At 72.9% G+C, this 25205-nt stretch carries 23 protein-coding genes; 20 read left to right on the top strand and 3 right to left on the bottom strand.

The genetic code is table 11. The features are described from left to right. Nucleotides 1-16: 16 nt before the first annotated feature. From hrcA to AC067M_RS40470, 10 genes are all read left to right on the top strand, one after another. Nucleotides 17-1033 (top strand): heat-inducible transcriptional repressor HrcA, encoded by a 1017-nt coding sequence (hrcA, locus tag AC067M_RS40515; protein WP_393630496.1) that lies wholly within the window; start codon nt 17-19, stop codon nt 1031-1033. After that, nucleotides 1034-2170, top strand: a complete 1137-nt coding sequence (gene dnaJ / locus AC067M_RS40510) for a molecular chaperone DnaJ (protein WP_478702014.1) — start codon at nt 1034-1036, stop codon at nt 2168-2170. A 261-nt stretch (nt 2171-2431) separates the two neighbouring features. After that, nucleotides 2432-3517, top strand: a complete 1086-nt coding sequence (locus tag AC067M_RS40505; protein WP_478702013.1) for a nitronate monooxygenase — start codon at nt 2432-2434, stop codon at nt 3515-3517. Then, nucleotides 3514-4254 carry a 16S rRNA (uracil(1498)-N(3))-methyltransferase gene (locus tag AC067M_RS40500; protein ID WP_478702012.1) on the top strand — a complete coding sequence of 247 codons (741 nt, stop codon included), beginning with the start codon at nt 3514-3516 and terminating at the stop codon, nt 4252-4254. The genes AC067M_RS40505 and AC067M_RS40500 overlap by 4 nt, the downstream gene beginning before the upstream one ends. 36 nt (nt 4255-4290) lie before the next feature. Continuing rightward, entirely contained in the window at nt 4291-4683 is a 393-nt protein-coding gene (locus tag AC067M_RS40495; protein WP_478702011.1) for a VOC family protein, read from the top strand. 74 nt (nt 4684-4757) lie between these two features. Then, the gene (locus AC067M_RS40490) at nt 4758-5315 is read left to right on the top strand and encodes a hypothetical protein (RefSeq protein WP_478702010.1); all 558 of its coding nucleotides are present in this window, start codon (nt 4758-4760) and stop codon (nt 5313-5315) included. A 70-nt stretch (nt 5316-5385) separates the two neighbouring features. Then, nucleotides 5386-8601: a S41 family peptidase gene (locus tag AC067M_RS40485; protein ID WP_478702009.1), complete on the top strand. Its 3216-nt coding sequence runs from the start codon at nt 5386-5388 to the stop codon at nt 8599-8601. Between the two features lie 87 nt (nt 8602-8688). Beyond that, nucleotides 8689-9042: an HIT domain-containing protein gene (locus tag AC067M_RS40480; RefSeq protein WP_478702008.1), complete on the top strand. Its 354-nt coding sequence runs from the start codon at nt 8689-8691 to the stop codon at nt 9040-9042. A gap of 7 nt (nt 9043-9049) precedes the next feature. Next, nucleotides 9050-9955 carry a ribonuclease Z gene (locus AC067M_RS40475; RefSeq protein ID WP_478702007.1) on the top strand — a complete coding sequence of 302 codons (906 nt, stop codon included), beginning with the start codon at nt 9050-9052 and terminating at the stop codon, nt 9953-9955. 34 nt (nt 9956-9989) lie between these two features. Further along, nucleotides 9990-10982 (top strand): adenosine deaminase, encoded by a 993-nt coding sequence (locus AC067M_RS40470; protein WP_478702006.1) that lies wholly within the window; start codon nt 9990-9992, stop codon nt 10980-10982. Nucleotides 10983-11006: 24 nt separating this feature from the next. On the opposite strand, the gene AC067M_RS40465 is transcribed toward AC067M_RS40470, so the two are convergent. Next, nucleotides 11007-12335: an MFS transporter gene (locus AC067M_RS40465; protein ID WP_478702005.1), complete on the bottom strand. Its 1329-nt coding sequence runs from the start codon at nt 12333-12335 to the stop codon at nt 11007-11009. 201 nt (nt 12336-12536) lie between these two features. Then, nucleotides 12537-13319 (bottom strand): IclR family transcriptional regulator, encoded by a 783-nt coding sequence (locus AC067M_RS40460; protein ID WP_478702004.1) that lies wholly within the window; start codon nt 13317-13319, stop codon nt 12537-12539. 104 nt (nt 13320-13423) lie between these two features. On the opposite strand from AC067M_RS40460, the gene AC067M_RS40455 reads away from it, so the two are divergent. The 8 genes from AC067M_RS40455 (at nt 13424) to AC067M_RS40420 (ending at nt 20930) form a co-directional block, all read left to right on the top strand. Next, nucleotides 13424-14362 (top strand): 5-dehydro-4-deoxyglucarate dehydratase, encoded by a 939-nt coding sequence (locus tag AC067M_RS40455; protein WP_478702003.1) that lies wholly within the window; start codon nt 13424-13426, stop codon nt 14360-14362. Continuing rightward, nucleotides 14359-15654: a glucarate dehydratase family protein gene (locus AC067M_RS40450; RefSeq protein ID WP_478702002.1), complete on the top strand. Its 1296-nt coding sequence runs from the start codon at nt 14359-14361 to the stop codon at nt 15652-15654. Before AC067M_RS40455 ends, AC067M_RS40450 begins: the two co-directional genes overlap by 4 nt. Before the next feature lie 99 nt (nt 15655-15753). Then, nucleotides 15754-16227: an MFS transporter gene (locus AC067M_RS40445; protein WP_478702001.1), complete on the top strand. Its 474-nt coding sequence runs from the start codon at nt 15754-15756 to the stop codon at nt 16225-16227. A gap of 203 nt (nt 16228-16430) precedes the next feature. Next, the gene (locus AC067M_RS40440) at nt 16431-17543 is read left to right on the top strand and encodes a carbohydrate kinase family protein (RefSeq protein WP_478702000.1); all 1113 of its coding nucleotides are present in this window, start codon (nt 16431-16433) and stop codon (nt 17541-17543) included. 138 nt (nt 17544-17681) lie between these two features. Further along, nucleotides 17682-18755, top strand: a complete 1074-nt coding sequence (locus AC067M_RS40435; RefSeq protein ID WP_478701999.1) for a PhoH family protein — start codon at nt 17682-17684, stop codon at nt 18753-18755. A 14-nt stretch (nt 18756-18769) separates the two neighbouring features. Further along, the gene (gene ybeY / locus AC067M_RS40430; protein WP_133926373.1) at nt 18770-19267 is read left to right on the top strand and encodes an rRNA maturation RNase YbeY; all 498 of its coding nucleotides are present in this window, start codon (nt 18770-18772) and stop codon (nt 19265-19267) included. Continuing rightward, entirely contained in the window at nt 19264-20574 is a 1311-nt protein-coding gene (locus AC067M_RS40425; protein WP_478701998.1) for a hemolysin family protein, read from the top strand. The genes ybeY and AC067M_RS40425 overlap by 4 nt, the downstream gene beginning before the upstream one ends. Then, entirely contained in the window at nt 20571-20930 is a 360-nt protein-coding gene (locus AC067M_RS40420; RefSeq protein WP_478701997.1) for an MmcQ/YjbR family DNA-binding protein, read from the top strand. Before AC067M_RS40425 ends, AC067M_RS40420 begins: the two co-directional genes overlap by 4 nt. A gap of 6 nt (nt 20931-20936) precedes the next feature. Here AC067M_RS40420 and AC067M_RS40415 read toward each other — a convergent pair whose 3' ends face one another. Next, nucleotides 20937-23642 carry a helix-turn-helix transcriptional regulator gene (locus tag AC067M_RS40415; protein WP_478701996.1) on the bottom strand — a complete coding sequence of 902 codons (2706 nt, stop codon included), beginning with the start codon at nt 23640-23642 and terminating at the stop codon, nt 20937-20939. A 152-nt stretch (nt 23643-23794) separates the two neighbouring features. Here AC067M_RS40415 and AC067M_RS40410 point away from each other — a divergent pair, with 152 nt between their 5' ends. Continuing rightward, nucleotides 23795-24712: an SDR family NAD(P)-dependent oxidoreductase gene (locus AC067M_RS40410; RefSeq protein ID WP_478701995.1), complete on the top strand. Its 918-nt coding sequence runs from the start codon at nt 23795-23797 to the stop codon at nt 24710-24712. Between the two features lie 35 nt (nt 24713-24747). After that, complete coding sequence (locus AC067M_RS40405) at nt 24748-25101, top strand: cytidine deaminase (protein WP_478701994.1); 354 nt, start codon at nt 24748-24750, stop codon at nt 25099-25101. The last annotated feature ends 104 nt before the right edge of the window (nt 25102-25205 follow it).

The following is a 25205-nucleotide window of genomic DNA, read 5'->3' as shown; positions in this document are numbered from 1 at the left end:
ACGGGAGGTGCGCGCGATGCTGAGTGAACGCAGGCTCCAGGTGCTGCGCGCCATCGTCCAGGACTATGTGGGCACCGAGGAGCCGGTGGGCTCGAAGGCGCTCACCGAGCGGCACAACCTCGGCGTCTCCCCGGCGACGGTCCGCAACGACATGGCGGCCCTGGAGGACGAGGGGTACATCGCCCAGCCGCACACCAGCGCCGGGCGCATCCCCACCGACAAGGGCTACCGGCTGTTCGTCGACAAGCTGGCCGGCGTGAAGCCGATGACCGGGCCCGAGCGGCGCGCCATCCAGAACTTCCTCGAGGGCGCTGTCGACCTCGACGACGTCGTCGCCCGTACGGTGCGGCTGCTCGCGCAGCTGACGCGGCAGGTGGCCGTCGTGCAGTACCCGTCGCTGACCCGTTCGACCGTGCGGCACGTGGAGCTGCTCTCGCTCGCCCCCGCGCGCGTGATGCTCGTGCTGATCACGGACACCGGCCGGGTCGAGCAGCGGATGGTGGACTGCCCGGCGCCCTTCGGCGAGGCGTCCCTGGCGGACCTGCGGGCGCGGCTGAACAGCCGGGTCGCGGGGCGCCGGTTCACCGACGTGCCGCGACTGGTCGAGGACCTCCCGGAGGGGTTCGACGTCGAGGACCGCGGTACGGTCACGACGGTGCTCTCCACCCTGCTGGAGACGCTTGTCGAGGAGAACGAGGAGCGGCTGATGATCGGCGGCACCGCCAATCTCACCCGCTTCGGACATGACTTTCCCCTCACCATCCGGCCCGTCCTGGAGGCCCTGGAGGAGCAGGTCGTGCTCCTCAAACTCCTGGGCGAGGCGGGAGATTCGGGCATGACCGTACGCATCGGTCACGAGAACGCCTACGAGGGGCTCAACTCCACGTCTGTGGTGTCGGTCGGTTACGGTTCGGGCGGCGAGGCAGTCGCCAAGCTCGGCGTGGTCGGACCGACCCGCATGGATTACCCGGGAACGATGGGAGCGGTACGCGCAGTGGCACGGTACGTCGGACAGATCCTGGCGGAGTCGTAAGTGGCCACGGACTACTACGCCGTTCTCGGCGTGCGCCGCGACGCGTCGCAGGAAGAGATCAAGAAGGCCTTCCGGCGGCTCGCGCGCGAGCTGCACCCGGACGTCAACCCCGATCCGAAGACCCAGGAGCGGTTCAAGGAGATCAACGCCGCTTACGAGGTGTTGTCGGACCCGCAGAAGAAGCAGGTCTACGACCTCGGCGGCGACCCGCTGTCACAGGCGGGCGGCGGTGGCTCGGGCGGCTTCGGCGCCGGTGGCTTCGGCAACTTCTCCGACATCATGGACGCCTTCTTCGGTACGGCGTCCCAGCGCGGCCCGCGCTCGCGTACGCGGCGCGGCCAGGACGCGATGATCCGGCTGGAGATCGAGCTTGACGAGGCGGCCTTCGGCACGACCAAGGACATCCAGGTCGACACCGCGATCGTCTGCGCCACCTGTAGTGGTGAGGGCGCGGCGCCGGGCACGACCGCGCAGACCTGTGACATGTGCCGCGGCCGCGGTGAGGTGTCGCAGGTGACGCGGTCCTTCCTGGGCCAGGTCATGACCTCCCGCCCCTGCCCGCAGTGCCAGGGCTTCGGAACGGTCGTCCCGACGCCGTGCCCGGAGTGCGCGGGCGACGGGCGCGTGCGTTCGCGTCGCACGCTGACGGTGAAGATCCCCGCCGGTGTCGACAACGGCACGCGCATCCAGCTCGCGGGCGAGGGCGAGGTCGGGCCCGGTGGCGGTCCCGCCGGTGACCTGTACGTCGAGATCCACGAGCTGCCGCATGCCACCTTCCAGCGGCGCGGGGACGACCTGCACTGCACGGTGACGATCCCGATGACGGCGGCGTCTCTCGGCACGAAGGTGCCGCTGGAGACGCTGGACGGCCTCGAGGAGGTCGACATCCGGCCCGGCACCCAGTCCGGCCAGTCGATCCCGCTGCACGGCCGGGGCGTCACCCACCTGCGGGGTGGCGGCCGGGGCGATCTCATCGTCCATGTCGAGGTCACGACGCCGACGAAGCTGGATCCTGAGCAGGAGCGGTTGCTGCGGGAGCTGGCCAAGCTGCGGGGCGAGGAGCGGCCGCAGGGGCAGTTCCAGCCGGGGCAGCAGGGCCTGTTCTCACGGCTGAAGGACGCGTTCAACGGGCGGTGACGCGGGCTGTGGTTGGTGCTGGGGGGGGCCGGGGGTCGGCCCCCGGGTGGGCACAGTCAGCCGGGGCAGCAGGGCCTGTTCTCACGGCTGAAGGACGCGTTCAACGGGCGGTGACCGTGGTGCTGGGGGCTGCGCCCCCAGACCCCCGTTCGGCCCTGAACGGACCTCGTCCTCGAAAGCCGGACGGGCTGTCTTCACTTGGCCTGTGCCAGAGAGGCGGCCCGATTCGGTCCCGTCCGGAGGACGTGACAACATGCCGTCATGTCCTCCGCGCTGACCGATCTCTTTCCCCAGCCGATCGTGCAGGCCCCCATGGCGGGCGGTGTCTCCGTGCCGCAGCTCGCCGCCGCCGTCTGTGAGGCGGGCGGGCTCGGGTTCCTCGCCGCCGGGTACAAGACCGCCGACGGGCTGTACCAGGAGATCAAACAGCTGCGGAGCCTCACCTCCCGGCCCTTCGGCGTGAACCTCTTCATGCCGCAGCCGGAGTATGCCGAGACCGGCGCCGTCGACGTCTACGCCCACCAGCTCGCCGGCGAGGCCGCCTGGTACGAGACGGAGCTCGGCGACCCGGACAGCGGCCGTGACGACGGATACGAGGCCAAGCTCGCCGTACTCCTCGACAACCCGGTGCCGGTGGCGTCCTTCCACTTCGGCGTGCCGACCCCCGAGGTGCTTCAGTCCCTGCGCCGGGCCGGCACCTTCACCCTCGTCACCGCCACCACCCCCGACGAGGCCGTGGCCGTGGAGCGGGCGGGCGCCGACGCGGTGATCGTGCAGGGTGTGGAGGCCGGCGGCCACCAGGGCACCCACCGGGACCTCCCGGAGACCGACGGCTCCGCTCTCGGACTGCTGTCCCTGCTCGCCCAGGTCCGGGAGGCCGTGAGCCTTCCCCTCGTCGCCGCCGGCGGCATCATGCGCGGCAGCCAGATCGCCGCCGTGCTGGCCGCGGGCGCGAGCGCGGCGCAGCTCGGCACGGCGTTCCTCGCGACGCCGGAGTCCGGCGCGCAGGCCGTGCACAAGGAGGCGCTGACCAACCCGCTGTTCGTACGGACGGAACTCACCCGCGCCTTCTCGGGGCGTCCGGCGCGCGGCCTGGTGAACCGTTTCCTGCGCGAGCACGGCCCGTACGCGCCCGCCGCCTACCCCGAGGTCCACCACCTCACCTCCCCGCTGCGCAAGGCGGCAGCCAAGGCCGGGGACGCGCAGGGCATGGCCCTGTGGGCCGGGCAGGGGCACCGGATGGCCCGGGACCTGCCCGCCGGGCGGCTGGTCGAGGTGCTGGCCGACGAACTGGGCGCGGCCAGGGCGGCGTTGTCGGGGTGCCCGGGTGAGGACGCGGGCCGATGACGGCGCCCGTGTTCGTCGTCGAGGACTTCGGTGCGGCCGGTGCCGGGGAGTTCGTCCTGGACGGACCCGAGGGGCGGCACGCCGTCTCCGTGAAGCGGCTGCGGCCCGGTGAGGCCGTCGTCCTCACCGACGGCGCCGGGCGCTGGGCGGAGGGCGAGGTGGTCGTCGCCGAGGGCAAGGACCGGCTGGTCGTGAGCCTGAAGGACGTCGTCGAGGAGCCCGCCGAGGCCCCCCGGATCACCGTCGTGCAGGCCCTGCCGAAGGGCGACCGCGGGGAACTCGCCGTGGAGACCATGACCGAGACCGGCGTCGACGCGATCGTCCCGTGGGCCGCCTCCCGCTGCATCACGCAGTGGAAGGGCGAGCGCGGGCTGAAGGCTCTCGCGAAGTGGCGGGCCACGGCCAGGGAGGCCGGCAAGCAGTCCCGCCGGGTCCGCTTCCCCGAGGTCGCCGACGCGGCGACGTCGAAGCAGGTCGCGGCGCTGGTCGCCGACGCCGACTTCGCCGCCGTACTCCACGAGAGCGGCGACACCCCGCTCGCGACGGCCGAACTGCCCGCCCAGGGCGAGATCGTGCTCGTCGTCGGCCCCGAAGGAGGCGTCTCCCCCGAGGAGTTGGCGCTCTTCGAGGAGGCCGGCGCACGGCCCTACCGGCTCGGCCGGACCGTCCTGCGCACCTCCACCGCGGGCACCGCCGCCGCGGCCCTGCTCCTCGGCCGCACCGGCCGCTGGTCCTGACACCAGGAGACACCGGGAGACCCGGGAGACACCACGATGGAACTGGCTCAAGTACGGCTGCTGGTCACCGACTTCGCCGCCTCTTACCGCTTCTACGCCGACGTCCTCGGCCTCAAGCCTCAGTCGGGCTCCACACAGGGGCCGTACGAGAAGTTCAGCCCCGCCATCGGATCGGCGGGCGTCGCGCTGCAGGACCGGACCATGATGGCCGAGGTCCTCGACGAGCTCGGTGACACGGCGACCGGCCACCGCTCCCTGGTCGTGCTGCGCGTTGACGACCTGGACACCTACTGCGAGCAGATCACCGCCCGCGGTGCCACCCTTGTACACGGCCCCGCGCCCATGACCGACCGCATGCGGGTCGCCCATCTCAGGGACCCCGAGGGCAACTTGGTGGAACTACAGGAGTGGCTGCTGTTGCTCGGCTGACCGTCGCGCGCCGGTGCAGGAGTGGCCGTATGCGCCCTTCCGCGTCGGCCGGGACAGTGGCACGCTGTCCGACCATGGGGGCTTTGAGGCGGATTCAGGTCCGGCCGCGCGGAACACGGGCGGCCGCGGTCGCCGGCCTCGCGCTGATGGCCGTGGGGGGAGCCGTGGCGTGCGATCCGGGCGGACTGAGCGCGGCGACGGTGGCGTACACCACCGACGAGACGGCGACGAAGGAGCTCGAACGGCAGAAGATCGACGTGCGCTGGCTGACCTGCACGGCCGACTACGGCGACAAGGCCGGGAACAAGTCGCCCTCCGCGCCCTCGGCGAGTGAGGACACCGTCGCCTCCGTGGACTGCGAGGGCGAGACCGGCGACGGGAAGGACATCACCGTCACCGGCAAGGTCACGCGTGCCGTCAGCGGCGCCTGTGTGCGCGGTGATCTCACCGCCAAGGTCGGCGGCAAGGTCAGGTTCCACGTCAGCGGCCTCGGCAACTGCAACGGAACGCCCTCGCCCGTCAACCCGGGCCCCGGAGGCGGGCAGCGGCCCGGGGCCACCGTCACCGTGACCGTCACCACCACCATCTGGTGCGACCAGTATCCGAACTGCCGTCCCGTCCAGGGCAAGTGAGCGCGAGAAGCAGGCGGCCAAGTGATCCAAACCTCTGTCCCCGCGCATCCGCGCTGCATAGGGTGACCGTGTGACACAGTCCGCGACCGCGGCATCCGCCGCCTCATCGGCTTATCTCCGCTTTCCGCACCCGCACGGCGGGTTGGTGGCCTTCACCGCCGAGGACGACGTCTGGCTCGCCCCCCTCGACGGCGGGCGGGCCTGGCGGGTCAGCGCCGACAACATGCCGGTCACCCATCCGCGCATCTCGCCCGACGGCACCACCGTCGCCTGGACCTCGACCCGCGACGGCGCCCCCGAGGTGCACATCGCCCCCGTCGACGGCGGGCCCACGACCCGGCTGACGTACTGGGGCAACGCGAAGACGCAGGTGCGCGGCTGGACCCCGGACGGGCGGGTCCTCGCGGTCACCGCCCACGGCGAGGCCAGCATGCGCCGCACCTGGGCCCGCGCCCTCCCGCTCGACGGCGGCCCCGCCACCACCCTGCCGTACGGGCCCGTCGGCGATGTCGCCCACGGCCCGCACACCGTGCTGCTGTCCGCGCTCATGGGCCGCGAGGCCGCCTGGTGGAAGCGCTACCGGGGCGGTACGGCGGGCAAGCTGTGGATCGACCGGGAGGACACCGGCGTATTCACGCGGCTGCACGAGGAGTTGGACGGCAACCTCGAATACCCCGGATGGGTGGGGGACCGTATCGCCTTCCTCTCCGACCACGAGGGCACCGGCGCGCTGTACTCCTCCCTCGCCGACGGCTCCGACCTGCGCCGGCACACGCCACTCGACGGTTTCTACGCCCGGCACGCGGCCGGCGACGGGACCCGGGTGGTGTACGCGAGCGCCGGTGAACTGTGGCTCCTCGACGACCTCGACGGCGCCGAGCCGCGCCGCCTCGACATCCGGCTCGGCGGCCAGCGCACCGACCGGCGGCCCTTCCAGGTGAACGCCGCCCGCTGGTTCGGGTCCGCCGCCCCCGACCACACCGCGCGCGGCAGCGCGGTCTCCGTGCGCGGCTCCGTCCACTGGGTCACCCACCGCGCCGGCCCCACCCGTACGCTCGCCGCCCAGCCCGGCGTCCGGGCCCGCTCGCCCCGCACCTTCCGCGCGGACGGCGAGGAGTGGGTGGTGTGGGTGACGGACGCCGAGGGCGAGGACGCCCTGGAGTTCGCGCCCGCCACCGGGCTCGCCCCCGGCGCCACCCCGCGCCGTCTCGCCACCGGGCGCCTCGGCCGGGTCCTGGAGCTCGCCATGGCCCCCGACGGCAGCCGCGCCGCCGTCGCCGCCCATGACGGACGCCTCCTCCTCGTCGAACGGGAGACCGGCGAGGTCCGCGAGGTCGATCGCAGCGAGGACGGGGACGTCTCCGGCCTGGTCTTCTCACCCGACTCGGCCTGGCTCGCATGGTCGCACCCCGGGCCCCGCCCCCTGAGCCAGCTCAAGCTCGCCAACACCACCGACCTGTCGGTCACCGAGGCGACCCCGCTGCGCTTCCAGGACTACGACCCCGCGTTCACGCCCGACGGCAAGCACCTCGCCTTCCTGTCGAGCCGCTCCTTCGACCCCGTCTACGACGAGCACGTCTTCGACCTGGCGTTCGTCGTCGGCACCCGACCCCACCTGATCACTCTCGCCGCGACCACCCCGTCCCCCTTCGGGCCGCAGCGGCACGGCCGGCCCTTCGAGGCCCCCGACAAGGACGAGACACCCGACAGCGAGGGCACCCCGGCCACCCGCATCGACCTCGACGGCCTCGCCGACCGGATCGTGCCGTTCCCCGTCGAGGCCGCCCGCTACACCAACCTGCGGGCGGCGAAGGACGGCGTGCTGTGGCTGCGCCACCCGGTGCAGGGCGTCCTCGGCGCCTCCCGGGCCACCCCGGACGACCCGGACCCCCACACCGAGCTGGAGCGCTACGACCTCGCCCAGCAGCGCCTGGAGCACCTCGCCGCCGACGCCGACCACTTCGAGGTCAGCGGCGACGGCAAACGCCTGCTGCTGTGGACCGACGGCAAGCTGAAGGTCGTACCCAGCGACCGGCGGGCCTCCGGCGACGACGACAGCGACTCGAACATCACCGTCGACCTCGGCCGCGTCCGGCAGACGGTCGACCCGGCGGCCGAGTGGCGGCAGATGTTCGACGAGACCGGCCGCATCATGCGGGACCACTTCTGGCACCCCGACATGAACGGCGTCGACTGGGCCGCCGTCCTCGACCGCTACCGGCCCGTGGTCGAGCGCGTCGCCACCCATGACGACCTCGTGGACCTCCTCTGGGAGGTGCAGGGCGAGCTCGGCACCTCGCACGCGTACGTCGTTCCGCGCGGCGGACACGGCCACGGGGCCCGCCAGGGCCTGCTCGGCGCCGACATCTCCCGGCACGAGGACGGCAGCTGGCGCATCGACCGCATCCTGCCCTCCGAGACCTCCGACCCCGACGCCCGCTCCCCGCTCGCCGCACCCGGCGTCGCCGTGCGGGCCGGGGACGCGGTCGTCGCGGTGGGCGGAGTGCCGGTGGACCCGGTGGCCGGGCCCGGACCGCTGCTCGTCGGCACGGCGGGGCGGACCATCGAGCTGACGGTGTCACCGTCCGGCGGGGGCGAGCTGCGGCACGCCGTGGTCGTGCCGGTCGCCGACGAGGAATCGCTGCGGTACCACGCGTGGGTCGCGGACCGGCGGGCGTACGTCCACGAGAAGTCCGGTGGGCGGCTCGGCTATCTCCACGTGCCGGACATGCAGGCGCCCGGCTGGGCGCAGATCCACCGCGACCTGCGGGTGGAGGTGGCACGGGAGGGGCTCGTCGTCGACCTCCGCGAGAACCGGGGCGGACACACGTCCCAGCTGGTGATCGAGAAGCTGGCACGGCGCATCGTGGGATGGGATCTGCCACGCGGCATGCGGGCCGAGAGCTATCCGCGCGACGCGCCGCGGGGGCCTGTCGTGGCCGTGGCGAACGAGTTCTCCGGGTCGGACGGGGACATCGTGAACGCGGCGATCAAGGCGTTGGGGCTGGGGCCCGTGGTGGGGACGCGGACGTGGGGCGGGGTGGTCGGGATCGACAGCCGGTACCGGCTGGTGGACGGGACGTTGGTGACGCAGCCGAAGTACGCGTTCTGGCTCGAGGGTTATGAGTGGGGGGTGGAGAACCACGGGGTGGATCCGGATGTGGAGGTGGTGCAGGCGCCGCAGGACTGGGGGGCCGGGAGGGACGTACAGCTGGACGAGGCGGTCCGGTTGGCGTTGACGTCGTTGGAGGAGACCCCGGCAAAGGTGCCACCCGTTCTGCCGTAGGCCCGCGCCGCCCAGCGGCACGACTGTCCGCGGCTGGGCGGATGGATACCATGCACCAGTAGGCGATCAACGGCGTGAGGAGGCCGCATGGCAGGGGAGCCGCAGGACGATTGTCTGTTCTGCAAGGTCGTGGCCGGGGCCGTCCCGGCGACGATCGTGCGGGAGACCGAGACGACCGTCGCGTTCAGGGACATCAATCCGCAGGCGCCGACGCATGTGCTGGTGATCCCGAAGGCGCACTACGCGGACGCCGCGGCGCTCGCCGCCGGCGCGCCGGAGCTCGCCGCGGACCTGCTGCGGGAGACGCAGGTGATCGCCGACGAGGAGAAGCTGGAGAGCTACCGGATCGTCTTCAACACCGGCAGCGGCGCCGGGCAGACCGTCTTCCACGCGCACGCCCATGTCCTGGGTGGTCGTGGCCTGCAATGGCCCCCGGGGTAAGTGCGTCGTGTCCGTACGTGAACTGGTGGTCCTCGGCACCGCGAGCCAGGTCCCGACCCGGCACCGCAACCACAACGGCTACCTGCTGCGCTGGGACGGCGACGGCATTCTGTTCGACCCGGGCGAGGGCACGCAGCGTCAGATGCTGCGTGCCGGGGTCGCCGCGCACGACCTGAACCGGATCTGCGTCACGCACTTCCACGGCGACCACTCGCTGGGCCTCGCCGGGGTCATCCAGCGCATCAACCTCGACAAGGTCCCGCATCAGGTCACCGCCCACTTCCCGCGCTCCGGCCAACGCTTCTTCGACCGGCTGCGGTACGCCACCGCCTACCGCGAGAGCGTCGAGCTCGCCGAGGCGCCGGTCGCCGCGGACGGGGTGATGGCCGTGACCCAGAGCTACACCCTGGAGGCCCGCAAGCTGTCCCACCCCGTGGAGTCGTACGGCTATCGGCTCGTCGAACCCGACGGCCGCCGCATGCTGCCCGAGCGGCTCGCCGCGCGCGGGATCAAGGGGCCGGACATCGGCCGCATCCAGCGGGAGGGCGCCGTCGGCGGGGTGACGCTGGAAGAGGTCAGCGAGGTACGGCGCGGGCAGCGGTTCGCGTTCGTCATGGACACCCGGCTGTGTGACGGCGTACACGCGCTGGCCGAGGGCTGCGACATGCTCGTCATCGAGTCCACCTTCCTCGACGACGATGTGGAACTCGCCGTCGAGCACGGGCATCTGACCGCCGGTCAGGCGGCGCGCGTGGCGCGGGACGCCGGCGTACGGCATCTCGTGCTGACCCATTTCAGCCAGCGCTACTCCGAGCCCGACGAGTTCGAACGGCAGGCGCGTGCCGCCGGCTTCGAGGGGGAGCTGACCGTGGCGCACGATCTGCTGCGCGTGCCGGTCCCCAAGCGCCGATGACGAAGCGCAGTCAAAACACTCGTACCATGCCTGGATGTCCCTCCCCAAAGCTGAACTGCACCTGCACATCGAAGGCACCCTGGAGCCGGAGCTGGCGTTCGAGCTCGCCGCGCGCAACGGTGTCGAGCTGCCGTACGCGGACACCGAAGAGCTGCGCAAGGCGTACCAGTTCGAGGACCTTCAGTCCTTCCTGAACCTGTACTACGAGCTCATGGCGGTCCTGCGCACGGAGCGGGACTTCGAGGACCTCGCGAACGCCTACCTCGCCCGCGCCGCCGCGCAGGGTGTGCGGCACGCGGAGATCTTCTTCGACCCGCAGGCCCACATCGCCCGCGGGGTGGAGATGGGCACGGTCGTCGAGGGGCTGTGGCGCGCGCTCGGTGCCAGTGAGGCGGGCCACGGGGTCTCCACCCAGCTGATCCTGTGCTTCCTGCGCGACGAGTCCGCCGCGTCGGCCCTGGAGACCCTTCAGGCCGCCCGCCCCTACCTCGACCGGATCACCGGCATCGGCCTCGACTCGGCCGAGGTCGGCCACCCGCCCGTGAAGTTCCGCGAGGTGTACGAGGCGGCCGCGGCCCTCGGTCTGCGACGCGTGGCGCACGCCGGTGAGGAGGGGCCGCCGGAGTACATCACCGAGGCCCTGGACGTGCTCGGCGTCGAGCGCGTCGACCACGGGCTGCGGTGCATGGAGGACCCCGCCCTCGTCGCGCGGCTGGTGCGGGAGCGGATCCCGCTCACCCTGTGCCCGCTGTCCAACGTGCGGCTGCGGGCCGTGGACGTCCTCGCCGAGCACCCGCTGCCCGCCATGCTCGCCGCCGGCCTGGTCTGCACGGTCAACTCCGACGACCCGGCCTACTTCGGCGGCTACGTCGACGACAACTTCCACGCCGTACGGCAGGCGCTGGGCCTGGGCGAGGACCGGCTGCGCGAGCTGGCCCGCAACTCCTTCCTCGCCTCCTTCCTGGAGCATGACGAGGAACGCCGGGCGCGCTACCTGGCCGAGGTGGAGGCGTACGAGTTCTCCTGATCTCCGGCCACCTCTGGTGGATGCCTAGCTCGGCCCGGCACCCGCCCGTCGGGGGCCCGCCGTGTCGTAGGCGCCCTGGGCGGCGACGGCCGGCGGCTCGACGTGGATCTCGACGACCGGCTGCTCCGGCGCGCCGATCCGTGGCACCGTGCCCGTGGGGGTGCCCGGGGCCGCGGCGACCACGGCGGCCGGGGTGCCGCCGCGGCGTCGGACCGTGCCGGGCAGCAGCGGGCGTCCGCCGGTGTGGAGGGCGACGGCGGTCATGGGCACGGCGACGACCAGCAGGCCGACGGCGAGGACCGCGCCCATCACCGGGAACCCGGCCTGCGCGGACAACACGCTCCCGGTCAGCGGCCCCGCCGCCGTGCCCAGCGAGGACGCGGAGCCGACGAGCACCGCCCAGCGGCCGCGCGCATCGAGCGAGGCGGCGAGGCCGATGAGGTACGACAGGACGACCGGGTAGAGGGCGTTCCAGGCGATCTCGCCCGCCGCGAAGCTCGCCAGGCCGGTCGCGGACGCGCTGGCGACGATGCACCCGGCGATGAGGGTCGTACCGCCCCCGATGGGCAGCGCCCGCCCGAACCGCGCTCCCATCGCGCCCGCGCCGAGGACACCGAGCAGCCCGGCCCCCAGGGCCACGGCGAACACCACCCCGACGGTCGCCTCGGTGAGGTGCGCCTGCGTGAGCCCTATCCGGCCGCTGACGCCCCACAGGGAGTTCTGGGCGAGGGACCAGCACGGCATGGCGGCGGCCAGGAGCAGCCCGGAGCGCAGGTGGGGGAGGCGTTCGCGCCGGCGGCGGGCGTGCGGCGCGGCCGTGCGGCCGGGGAGACCGCCCGTCAGCGGCCAGACGGCGAGCGAGGTGAGCGCGATCGCGGCGAGGGGCTGCCCATGTCCGGCCCCGAGGTGGGGGACCGTCAGATAGACGGTGCCCGCGAGCGCGGACACCGCGAGCAGCCCCAGCGTGGAGGCCCGGTGCGGGTCGCGCTGGGCGGCTATGCGGGTCGCGGCGACCGTCGTGGCCGTACCCGACCCGAAGCCGCCGACCATGGCACCGGCGACGACGGCCGGGACGTTGCCGGTGAGGGCGGCCCCGCCGTATCCGAGGACGGCGAGGAGCAGACCGACGCGGGCGAGGGTGCGGGCCCCGATCCGCTCGACGCGGGAGGCCAGTACGAACCCGGCGGAGGCCGAACTCAGCAGCAGCGCGCTGCCGACGGCACCGGCCTGGGTGGCCGACAGGGGAAGTCCCGCGTCCAGCCGTCCGACGACTGTCGGGAGCAGATACGGGGCGAGGTACCCGGCCGTGAAAAGGGCGACGAGGGGCCAGGGGGTGGTGCGGGGGGCGAACACGGGCGTTCCCAGGGCATGCGAAAGCGGCTCAAGAAGAGGGGGGATGGCGACGGCCGTCGATGGACGGGAACGCGCGGCCAATTTGTATCAAGCACATGGTTCGGGAAAGAAACCCGGGCCTGGTGATGTGGATCACTTTACGTTTGGGGCGGGAGGGACCGGGTAGTAGAAGTGGCCCCTGTCATGTGAACTGGGCGCTTCCTAGCGCCAGTTCACGGCCCCGCCCGCCCCCGGCGCCGCCGCCTCGATCTTCGCCCGGATCTCCCGCATCACCGCGACGATCCGCTCCTCGTGCTCCGGCGTCAGCCGGGCCACCGGCACCGAGCAACTGACGGCGTCCTGCGCGGGAGTGTCGTAGCGCAGCGCGAACCCGAAGCCGACGATGCCGAGGACGCCCTCCTCGCGGTCCACGGAGTAGCCACGGGCCCGTACGGCCGCGAGGTCAGCCGTCAGGGGCGCGCGGGCGGTGTGGGTGTTCGGGGTCAGCGCCTCGTACGGCTCCTCGGGCAGCTCCTCGTCCGGGTGCTCCGCCAGCAGCGCCTTGCCCAGCGCGCCCGCGTGGGCCGGAAGCCTGCGCCCCACCCGGCTGATGGTCCGCAGGTACTCGTGCGACTCCCGTGTCGCCAGATATGTCACGTTCCGCCCGTCGAGCCGCCCCAGGTGGATGGTCTCGCCCAGCGCCTGGGACGCCTCGTCGAGATAGGGGCGCACCAGCCGTACGCGCGGGTCGGAGTCGAGGTAGCTGGTGCCGGTCAGCAGGGCGTGAATGCCGATGCCGTAGAGGGAGCCGGTGACGTCGGTGCGGACCCAGCCGCGCGAGATCAGGGTCTGCAGCAGCGCGTACATCGAGCTGCGCGGCACGCCCAGCTCGTCCGCCAGCTCCTGCAGCCGCGCCGGGCGGTCGCCGCGCGCCGCGAGCAGTTCCAGCAGCGCGACCGTGCGCGCCGCCGACTTCACCTCACGGACGCCTCCTGTCTCCGACATGTGCCGATCGTAGAGGCGCGGGCGCGCCCATTGACGGCCGGTGTTCGTGTATCTAACCTCCATCCTCATACGTAGATGACGTCTACATAGGGAGATGAGCGAGGGTGACCCTCGACCCGGACACGGCCCGGCGGTTGCGGGACGGCATGGCGGGCGGCGTGCTGTCGTTCCCGCTGACGAGCTTCCACGCCGACGGCTCACTCGACGCCGACGGCTTCCGCACCCATGTCGCCGCCCAGATCGCCACCGCCCCCGGCGCCGTCTTCCCCGCCTGCGGCACCGGCGAGTTCTTCTCCCTCGACGAGGACGAGTACCGCCGGGTCGTCACCATCGCCGTCGAGGAGTCGGCCGGCCGGGTGCCCGTCGTCGCCGGCGTCGGCTACGGCTGGGCCCAGGCCGCCCGCTTCGCGCGCATCGCCGAGGATGCCGGCGCCGACGCCCTCCTCGTCCTGCCGCACTACCTCGTCGCCGCCCCGCAGGACGGCCTCGTCGCTCAGCTGGAGCACATCGCCGCCCGCACCCGGCTGCCGCTCATCGCCTACCAGCGCGGCCAGGTCGCCTTCGGCGTGAAGGCGTTCAGCCGGATCACCGAGATCCCGAACGTCATCGGCCTCAAGGACGGCCACAGCGACCTCGACCGCCTCCAGCGCCTCACCCTCGCCGCCCCCGAGGACTTCCTCTTCTTCAACGGCGCCGCCACCGCAGAGATCCAGGCCCGCGCCTACGCCACCGTCGGCGTCCCCGCCTACTCCTCCGCCGTGCACGCCTTCGCCCCCGAGATCGCCAACGCCTTCTTCACCGCCCTGCACACGGGCGACGACAAGACCACCGACCGGCTGCTGCGCGACTTCTACGTCCCGCTCGTCGAACTCCGCGACCGGATGCCCGGGTACGCCGTGTCGTTGGTGAAGGCGGCGGCCCGCCTGCGCGGCCGCCCGGTGGGCCCGGTGCGCGCCCCGCTCACTGACCCCTCGGCAACCGACCTCGCCGACCTCAAGACTCTGCTGACCGCCGGACTCGACCTCGTAGGAGCCGCCCTGTGACCCGCGACCTGACCATCGCCGAGGTCCGGCTGACGCCGATCCTGGTCGCCGACCCGCCCCTGCTGAACACGCAGGGCGTGCACCAGCCGTACACCCCCCGCCTCATCGTGGAGGTCGTGACGGCCGACGGGACCACGGGCGTGGGGGAGACCTACGGCGACACCAAGTACCTGGAGCTGGCCCGGCCGTTCGCCGACAAACTCGTCGGCCGGCAGGTCAGCGACCTCAACGGGCTGTTCGTCGTCGCCGAGGAGGTGGCCGTGGACAACTCCCGCGTCTCCGGCCAGGTCGACGTCGGCGGACTGCGCGGCGTCCAGACCGCCGACAAGCTGCGGCTGTCCGTCATCTCCGCCTTCGAGGTCGCCTGCCTCGACGCCCTCGGCAAGGCCCTCGGCCTGCCCGTGCACGCCCTGCTCGGCGGCAAGGTGCGCGACGCCGTCGAGTACAGCGCGTACCTGTTCTACAAGTGGGCCGACCACCCCGAGAGCGTGGAGTCCGAGAAGGACGACTGGGGTGCCGCCGTCGACCCCGCCGGAGTCGTCGAGCAGGCCCGCAGGTTCACCGAGCGCTACGGCTTCACCTCCTTCAAGCTCAAGGGCGGCGTCTTCCCGCCCGAGAAGGAGATCGCCGCGATCCGCGCCCTCGCCGAGGCCTTCCCCGGCCACCCCCTGCGCCTCGACCCCAACGGCGCCTGGTCCGTGGAAACTTCACTGACAGTGGCCAAGGAACTCGGCGATGTCCTCGAATACCTGGAGGACCCCGCCCTCGGCACCCCCGCCATGGCCGAGGTCGCCGCCCACACCGACGTACCCCTCGCCACCAACATGTGCGTGACGACCTTCGCCGAGATCAAGGAGGCCTTCACACGCGACGCCGTCCAGGTCGTCCTCTCCGACCACCACTACTGGGGCGGCCTGCGCAACACCCAGCAGCTGGCCGCCATCTGCCGCACCTTCGGCGTCGGCATCTCCATGCACTCCAACACCCACCTCGGGATCTCCCTGGCCGCCATGACCCACGTGGCGTCCACCGTCCCCGACCTCCACCACGCCTGCGACTCCCACTACCCCTGGCAGTCGGAGGACGTCCTCACCCAGCGGCTGACGTTCGAAGACGGCAAGGTCCGCGTCTCCGACGCCCCCGGCCTCGGCGTCGAACTCGACCGTTCCCGCCTGGCGTTCCTTCACCAGCGCTGGCTCGACGACGACGGCTCCCTGCGCGACCGCGACGACGCGGCAGCGATGCGGATCGCCGACCCCGAGTGGGTCACACCGACCGTGCCGCGCTGGTGAGCGCCGGGCCGCTGGCACCCCCTCGGGGCCGCAACCATCGATCGGTACCGCCACGGTGATCGTCGGCCCCGTCTCCGGCGCGCTCCTCGAAACGCACGGTTGCCGTCGATCGTGGACGGCGGCGGGCTCAGCTCCTTCCAGGTGGGCCTGCTCACCTCGGTGCCGTGGCTGTGCGCGATCGCCGCGGTCCACGTCAGCGGCCGCGTCTCCGACCGCGTCGGCAAGCGCCGCCCGATCCTGATCGCCCTGCTGGTCCTCGACGGCTGCGGCACCCTGCTCGCCGTGTTCGTGTCGCCGTGGGCGGGGGTGGGCGCGCTGTGCCTGGCCGCGATGGGCTTCGAACCGGCCTCCCCGATCTTCTGGACCATCCCGCAGAGCTACCTCGACGCCCGCGCCGCCGCCCCGGCATCGCGCTCGTCAACTCCATCGGCAACCTCGGCGGGTCGTCACCCCCACCGCCTTCGGCCTCATCGAGGACGCCACCGGCTCCACCAAGGGCGGCCTGGTCGGCCTCACCGTCGTTGTCTTCCTCGCCGCGCTCAGCGTCCTGCCGGCCCGCGGCGGCGGCCGTAACGACCGCGTCCGTACGAAGCCGGCGAAGGCCCCGGTGACACCGGAACCCCGGGCGACACCGGGTGCGGCGCGAACGGCCCGTCCGGGACCGGCGGCCGCCTGACGCGAAGGGGCGGAAGAGGCGGGACTGCCACCACTGCCACCCCGCCGTCGGTCGTCTGGTGCAGACTGGCTGGATCCGCACCATCGTCAGGGAGCGCATCGTGACCCCGTCCGCCGGAGAGGACCCCCGTAAGCAGCCCCAGGTCGACCCCCTGGTCGCCCTGCGCACACCGGACGACCCGCCCTGGGACGTCTATCTCACCGGCACCGTCTTCCTCGACATCATCTTCACCGGGCTCGACTCCGCCCCGGTGCGCGGGACCGAGTCCTGGGCGCGCGGGATGGGGTCGAGCCCCGGCGGCGTCGCCAACATGGCCACCGCCCTGGCCCGCCTGGGCCTGCGCACGTCGCTCGCGGCCACCTTCGGCGACGACCACTACGGCGACTACTGCTGGGACGCGCTCGCGCAGGGCGAGGGCATCGACCTCTCCCCGTCCCGCACGGTCCCCGGCTGGCACTCCCCGGTCACCGTGTCCATGGCCTACGAGGGCGAGCGCACCATGGTCTCCCACGGCCACGAACCGCCGCCCGAGGGGCCCGCCCCCGAGGACCCGCCCCGCGCCCGCGCAGCCGTCGCCTCCCTCACCCCCGGCAAGCGGGCGCCCTGGATCGCCCAGGCCGCGTACCACGGCACCCGCGTCTTCGCCGACGTCGGCTGGGACGACACCGGGGCGTGGGACCTGGCGGGTCTCGCCGACCTCGAACACTGCGAGGCGTTCCTGCCGAACGCGGCGGAGGCCATGCGGTACACGGGCGCTACCTGCCCGCGGGCCGCCGCGCACGCCCTCACCGAGCACGTGCCGCTCGCCGTCGTCACCCTCGGTGCGGAGGGCGCGTACGCGGTGGACCGGCGGACCGGGGAGACGGCCGAGGTCCCCGCGATCGCCGTCGAGGCACTCGACCCGACCGGCGCGGGCGACGTCTTCGTGGCCGGCTTCGTCACCGGCACACTCGCCGACTGGCCGCTGGCCGACCGCCTCGCCTTCGCCGGCCTGACCGCCGCCCTGTCGGTCCAGGAGTTCGGGGGGTCCCTCTCGGCACCGGGGTGGGCGGAGGTCGCCGCCTGGTGGAGCAGGGTGCAGTCGGTCGAGGGCCAGGACCCGACCGCACTGCGCCGGTACGCGTTCCTGGCGGACCTCGTCCCCGAGGGGGCGGTACGGCCGTGGCCGCTGCGCAGGGCGGTGCCGACGATCGGGTTCCGCAGGTCGGCGTGAGGCTTGCGGCCGTGACAGGGATCGGCACCGAAAAGCCCTACGGTGTTGTCAGTGGACCGTCGTACTCTGGATACCGCGAGGCCGCTCTCAGCTACGCGGCCGTGATGAGGAGGAACCGCAGGCCTTCAGCGCCGGCCCATGACTCAGACACCCACAGCTCACACTCCCGCGCAGGGGCAGGCGAGAGCACAGTTCACCGTCCCCGCCCAGCACCCCATGGTGACCGTCCTGGGGTCCGGTGACTCTCTTCTGCGCGTGATCGAGAAGGCCTTCCCGGCGGCCGACATCCACGTCCGGGGCAATGAGATCAGCGCGGTCGGCGCCCCTGCTGAAGTGGCCCTCATCCAGCGCCTGTTCGACGAGATGATGCTGGTGCTCCGCACCGGGCAGCCGATGACGGAGGACGCAGTGGAACGCTCGATCGCCATGCTCAGGGCGAGCGAGAACGGGGAGAGCGACGGCCAGGAGACCCCGGCCGAGGTACTGACGCAGAACATCCTGTCCTCGCGGGGCCGCACCATCCGGCCCAAGACCCTCAACCAGAAGCGGTACGTCGACGCGATCGACAAGCACACGATCGTCTTCGGCATCGGCCCCGCCGGTACCGGCAAGACCTACCTCGCCATGGCCAAGGCGGTGCAGGCCCTGCAGTCCAAGCAGGTCAACCGCATCATCCTGACCCGCCCGGCGGTGGAGGCGGGGGAGCGCCTGGGCTTCCTGCCCGGCACGCTCTACGAGAAGATCGACCCCTACCTGCGCCCGCTGTACGACGCGCTGCACGACATGCTCGACCCCGACTCGATCCCACGCCTCATGGCCGCCGGAACGATCGAGGTCGCACCACTGGCGTACATGCGTGGCCGTACGCTCAACGACGCCTTCATCATCCTGGACGAGGCCCAGAACACGAGCCCCGAGCAGATGAAGATGTTCCTCACCCGGCTCGGCTTCGACTCGAAGATCGTGATCACGGGTGACGTGACGCAGGTCGACCTCCCCACCGGCACCAAGTCCGGTCTGCGCCAGGTGCAGGAGATCCTGGAAGGCCTGGACGACGTCCACTTCTCACGCCTTACGTCCCACGACGTCGTACGGCACAAGCTCGTCGGCCGTATCGTCGACGCGTACGAGAAGTACGACACCACGCACGGCACCGAGAACGGCACCCACAAGGGTGGCCGGGGCAGGCAGTCCGGGCACAAGGGGAAGTAGACAGAAACCGCACCATGTCGATCGACGTCAACAACGAGTCCGGAACCGAGGTCGACGAGCAGGCGATCCTCGACATCGCCCGCTACGCGCTCGCACGGATGCGCATCCACCCGCTCTCCGAGCTCTCGGTGATCGTCGTGGACGAAGGCGCCATGGAGCAGCTGCACATCCAGTGGATGGACCTGCCGGGGCCCACCGACGTCATGTCCTTCCCGATGGACGAGCTGCGTCCGCCGTCGAAGGACGACGACGAGCCCCCGCAGGGCCTCCTCGGTGACATCGTGCTGTGTCCCGAGGTGGCCGCCAAGCAGGGCGCCGAGGCGGAGACGCAGCACTCCATGGACGAGGAGCTCCAGCTGCTCACCGTCCACGGCGTGTTGCACCTGCTCGGCTACGACCACGAGGAACCGGACGAGAAGGCCGAGATGTTCGGCCTGCAGGCGGCCATCGTGGACGGCTGGCGTGCGGAGAAGGGCCTGACCGGCCCGTCCCCGGCCCCGACCGTGTCATGAGCCTCGCCCTCGTCACCGGCGCGATCGCCCTGGTCGTCGTCGCCTGGCTCGCCGCCTGCGCGGAGGCGGGCCTCGCGCGCGTCTCCAGCTTCCGCGCCGAGGAGGCCGTGAAGTCCGGGCGGCGCGGCAGCGCCAAGCTGATCCAGGTCGCCGCCGACCCCACCCGCTACCTCAACGTGGCGCTGCTGGTGCGCGTGGCCTGCGAGATGGCCGCCGCCGCGCTGATCACGTACGGCTGTCTGAGGGAGTTCGACGGCACCGCAGAGGCCCTCCTCGTCGCGATCGGCGTCATGGTCCTGGTGTCGTACGTCGCCGTCGGGGTCTCCCCGCGCACCATCGGCCGTCAACACCCGCTGAACACCGCGACGGCGGCCGCGTACGTCCTGCTGCCGCTCGCCAGGATCATGGGCCCCATCCCGCCGCTGCTGATCCTCATCGGCAACGCGCTCACCCCCGGCAAGGGCTTCCGTCGCGGCCCGTTCGCCTCCGAGGCGGAGCTGCGTGCGCTGGTCGACCTCGCCGAGAAGGAGTCCCTCATCGAGGACGAGGAGCGCCGCATGGTGCACTCCGTCTTCGAGCTGGGCGACACACTCGTACGGGAGGTCATGGTCCCGCGCACCGACCTCGTCGTCATCGAGCGCTACAAGACGATCCGTCAGGCCCTCACCCTCGCCCTGCGCTCCGGCTTCTCGCGCATCCCCGTCACCGGGGAGAGCGAGGACGACATCGTCGGGATCGTGTACCTGAAGGACCTGGTCCGCAAGACCCACATCAGCCGCGACGCGGAGAGCGAACTCGTCTCCACGGCCATGCGGCCCGCCGCCTTCGTGCCCGACACCAAGAACGCGGGCGACCTGCTGCGCGAGATGCAGCAGCAGCGCAACCACGTCGCCGTCGTCATCGACGAGTACGGCGGCACCGCCGGCATCGTCACCATCGAGGACATCCTCGAGGAGATCGTCGGCGAGATCACCGACGAGTACGACCGTGAGCTCCCGCCCGTCGAGGACCTCAGCGAGGACCGCTTCCGCGTCACCGCCCGCCTCGACATCACCGACCTCGGCGAGCTGTACGGCCTGGAGGAGTTCGACGACGAGGACGTGGAAACCGTCGGTGGACTCCTCGCGAAGGCCCTGGGCCGTGTCCCCATCGCCGGGGCGTCCTCGCACGTCGACCTTCCCGACGGGCGCCGACTGCGGCTGACCGCGGAGGCCGCGGCCGGCCGCCGCAACAAGATCGTGACGGTCCTGGTCGAGCCGGACGGCAAGGTCGAGCGGCCGGACCAGGAGGAGGCGAAACCCGAGTGACCCCTGAGGACCTGCGCGCCTTCTGCCTGTCCTTCAACGCGGCGACGGAGGACTTTCCCTTCCGGCCGGAGATCTCGGTGTTCAAGGTCCGGGGCAAGATGTTCGCACTGAGCTGGACGGACGAGCGGCCCCTCAAGGTCAACCTCAAGTGCGACCCCGAGGACGCGGTCCGTCTGCGCACCGACCACCCGGGCCTGATCGCCCCCGGCTACCACATGAACAAGCGCCACTGGAACACGGTGACGGTGGACGGCGGACTCCCCGACCAGATGGTCAGGGAGCTGATCGAGGACTCCTACGACCTGGTGGTGGCGGGCCTGCCACGAGCCGACCGCCTGCGCCTCGACCGGCCCTGAGCACCCTCACAGCTCCAGGTCGCGCAGCTCGGCCCGGCCCGTGACGCCCAGCTTGGGGAAGACCTTGTAGAGGTGGTAGCCGGCGGTGCGCGGGCTCATGCTGAGGCGGGCGCCGATCTCCCGGTTCGACAGGCCCCGCGCGGCGAGCCGGGCCACCCGCAGTTCCTGTGGCGTGAGGCGGACCGCCGCGTCCCCGTGGCCGCGGCGCGCGGAACCGCCCGAGGCCCGCAGCTCGCCCCGGGCGCGATCCCGCCACACCGGCGTGCCGATCCCGTCGAACAGGTCGACCGCGAGCCGCAGCGACTCCCGTGCGGCCACCGCCTGCCGGTCCCGGCGCAGCCGCTCCCCGTACGCGAGCGCGGCCCGGGCCCGCCAGAACGGCTGGTCGGCGAAACCGCGGTCCGCGGCGGCCCAGTGGCCGTGCAGGTCGCGCGGGTCCGTGCCCTCCGCGGCCGTCATCAGCCGGCACAGGGCGGACTGGGCGCGGGCCCACGGCAGGCCGCTGTGCTCGGCCCAGGCTGTGGCGTGCTTGGCCGTCGTGACGGCCGCGGCCCGGTCGCCGCCGGACAGCAGCGCCCACGCCAGGTCGGCGGCGCTCAGGCGGGCGATGCGGCGGTGCGCGCGGGCCGAGCCCGGGGTGTGCACGGGCAGCAGCCGCTCGCACACCTCGGAGTGGTCACCGCGGGCGAGCGCGAGCAGCGCCTCGGCCCACGCTGCCTCGGCGGCCGCCGCACGGTTGTGCAGCGGCAGCGCCGTGGCGGACGCCTCCTCGGCATACGCACGGCAGCGGGACTCGTCGCCGTGCAGGGCGGCGACGCGGGCCAGCAGAGCCAGGGCGTCGGCGGCCGGTACCGGGTGCGCGAGGTCCCGGGCGAGCCGCAGCGCCTCCTCGGCGTGCGCGGCGGCCTCCGTCAGCCGTCCGGTACGGCACTCCAGGTCGGCCAGCCACAGCAGCGGCCGGGGGAGCAGCGCGGCGCTGCCCGCCTCCGTCATCCGCTCGCACGCGGTCTCGGCGAAGTCGCGGACCCGGGGCGCGTCGGGCCCGTCCCGCGTGATCGCCAGGGGCCACAGCCAGCGGTGGACCCGGCTGGTGCCGAGGTCGTCGGGGGCGGCCCGGAGGATCGACCAGGGGTCTTCCGGGGAGAGCGGGCTCGCGTCGTACGCCGCCGCCAGCAGGCGCCCGTACGTCCGGTAACGCGGCTCCACCTCCAACTCGCCGATGCCCAGCGCGGCTCGACGCAGGTCCTCGTGGCGGCCCGTGTGCTCGGCGGCGTCGCAGGCCATGAAGAGCAGGGCGGCCGCGGCCTGAGGACGGTACGGGGCGTGCGCCTCGGCGGCCTCGGTCAGCTTCCGGAAGGCGTCCTCCTGGTCGCCGCCGGAGTGGGCGATCAGGCCTTTGAGCCGGGTGAGTTCGAGGGCTCCGGCGCCCCTCTCAGGGCACTGGGCCGCCGCGCGGGCCGCCAGGCACCCGGCCGTGTCAGGGTGGCCCGATTTCCACGCGGCGTGTGCTGCCGCGGCCAGGCGCCGGGCCCGGGCCTCGGGGTTCGTGCCGAGCTCCGCCGCGCGGGTGAGGACCGACGCCACTGCGGCCAGTCCGCCCCGCCCGGCGATGGCGTCCGCGTACCGCTCCAGCGCGGCGGCCAGTTCCTCGTCGGGGCCCGTGCGGGCCAGCGCCCGGTGCCACAGGGCGTCGTGCCCCGTCTGCGTCTCGGCGAGGGCGAGGTGGGCGCGGGCCCGGTCCGGGAACGGGGCGTCCGCGTAGACCGCCGTACGGACGAGGGGGTGACGGAAGCGGACGGCGGAGCCGGTGACCTCCAGCAGTGCGGCACGCTCGGCGGCGGCCAACGCCTCCTCGCCGGCGCCCAGCCGGGCCGCTGCCGTCAGCACCGCGTCCGTACGGCCCCGCTCCTCGGCGGCCGCCACCAGCAGCAGCGTCCGGGTCTCGGCGGGCAGGGCGCGAGCCCGGTGGGTGAACGCCTCTCGCAGCCGGGCAGCGAGGGGCGGACCGGTCGACGTCCCGTCCGGCACCGGCAGTTCGGCCAACGCGAGCGGGTTGCCCTCGGCGGCGGCCAGCAGCGGGGCCGTGTCCATGTCCCGCACCCCGCGTGCGGCGAGCAGCGCCCGGGCGGCCTCCGGCGCGAGGCCCGCCAGGTCCAGGGCGGGCAGGTCGTGTACGGCCCGGTCCAGGTCGGGCCCGGTGCGCGAAGCGAGCATCACGGCCAGTCGCGGCAACGGGCGGCGGGCCGCGAACAGGATCGCCGCCCGTGTAGGAGGATCCAGCCACTGCAGGTCGTCGACGGCGAGCAGCACCGGCCCGTCGGAGGTGAGCAGCCGCAGCAGCGACAGCAGGGCCGTACGCACCGACAGTTCACCCACGTCGGCGGCCGGCGCGAGCCCCAGCGCCCCCTCCAGCGCGGCCCGCTGGAACTGCGGCAGCGCCTCCAGCCGGTCCAGCACCCCGGCCAGCAGCGACAGCAGCCCGCAGAAGGCCGGGGCACCCTCCGATTCGACGCCCGCGCACCGCAGCACCGCCGTGCCCCGGCCCTCCCGTCCGGCATGGGCCACCGCGTCGTCGAGGAGCGCGGTCTTGCCGATCCCGGCCTCCCCGAGCACCAGCAGCACCCGTCCGCGCCCTGCCGCCGCATCGGCCAGGAGACCCCGTATCAGGGCCTGTTCAGCCTCCCGGCCGTACAACGTCCGTGTCTTTCCCACGCCTTGAGGCTAGTGCCCCGGCAGGCACCGTTTGCCCGTGCGGTGTTGCGGCACTGGCCGACACCGGTCGAAGTGACAGATGCCCGGCCCCGCCCCGGCGTCGGAGAGTCGGGGGCGTACCGATCGTTGCTTCATGCCGGAGGAGTTCCGCCGTGTCCGTAACCTCGTTCAACCGTCGTACCGCGCTCTCGGGAGCGCTCGCCGCCGCTGTGGGGGTCGCCTCGGCTCCCCGGGCGGGCGCCGCCGAGCGGGGCGGTGGCCGTTTCGCCGGGAAGGTCGTCGCCATCACCGGTGCCACCTCGGGCATCGGCCGCGCCACCGCGAGGGCCTTCGCCGCCGAGGGCGCCAAGGTCGGCTTCTGCGGGCGCCGCCGTGAGCTGGGCCGCGAGGTCGAGCGGGAGATCCGGAGCGCGGGCGGCGAGGCCCTCTACCTGCACGCGGACGTCCGTGCGGCGGAACAGGTCGAGGCCTTCGTCGACGGGGTCGCGGGCCGGTACGGCGGGCTCGACATCGCCTTCAACAACGCCGGGATCGAGATCTCCAGGAAGGTCCACGAGATGAGCGTCGCCGAGTGGGACGACCTGCTCGCCACCAACGAGCGCGGGGTGTTCCTCGCGGTGAAGTACGAGATCCCGCATCTGCTGCGGCGTGGCGGGGGAGTGATCGTGTGCACCTCGTCGGCGGGCGCCGAACGGGTCCGCCCCGGGCACGCGGCGTACGCGGCCGGCAAGCGGGGCGTCGAGGGGATCGTCCGGGCGGCCGCCATGGACTACGGCGACCAGGGCATCCGGATCAACGCGATCCGGCCCGGCACCACCGACACCCCGCTGGTGCGGCCCGCGGGGGTCGAGGACGCGGACTGGGAGGCCTTCAAGAAGGCGTGGGGGCCGTTGAACGTCCCTGGTCTACGGCGGATGGCCACGGCCGATGACATCGCCGGCGCGGTGCTGGCGCTGGCGTCCGACGCCTTCCCGTACCAGACGGGCACGGAGATCGCGGTGGACGGCGGTGCGACGGCGGGCGGCGCCCAGGTGTGGCCGCAGGGGTTCCCCAAGCCGCCGGGGGTGTGAGCGGGGGCGGCCGGGCTTCTTCGTATGCTCAGGTCATGACCGACACCAGTGCGCTCGACCCCGAGGACCGCAAGATCGTCACCCTGGCCCGCTCGGCCCGGGCCCGCAACGGTGTGCCGGAGGGCGCCGCCGTGCGGGACGAGACGGGACGTACGTATGTGGCTGGCACCGTCGCCCTGGAATCGCTGAAGCTGAGTGCGCTGCAGACGGCGGTGGCGATGGCCGTGGCCTCCGGGGCGAAGTCGCTGGAGGCGGCGGCGGTCGTGACGGAGGCGGAGGCCGCGTCCGAGGCGGACCGGGCAGCTGTGCGGGATCTTGGGGGGCCGGAGACGCCAGTGTTGGTGGCCGGGCCGGACGGGGTTGTGCGGCTGACCGTTCCGGCTGGCTGAGATGGTGCTGGGGGGGGGGGGGGGGGGGGGGGGGGGGGGGGGGGGGGGGGGGGGGGGGGGGGGGGGGGGGGGGGGGGGGGGGGGGGGGGGGGGGGGGGAGGGGG

This window comes from Streptomyces sp. NPDC043427 (assembly GCF_056436655.1).
This window is presented reverse-complemented; position numbering and strand designations above follow the sequence as displayed.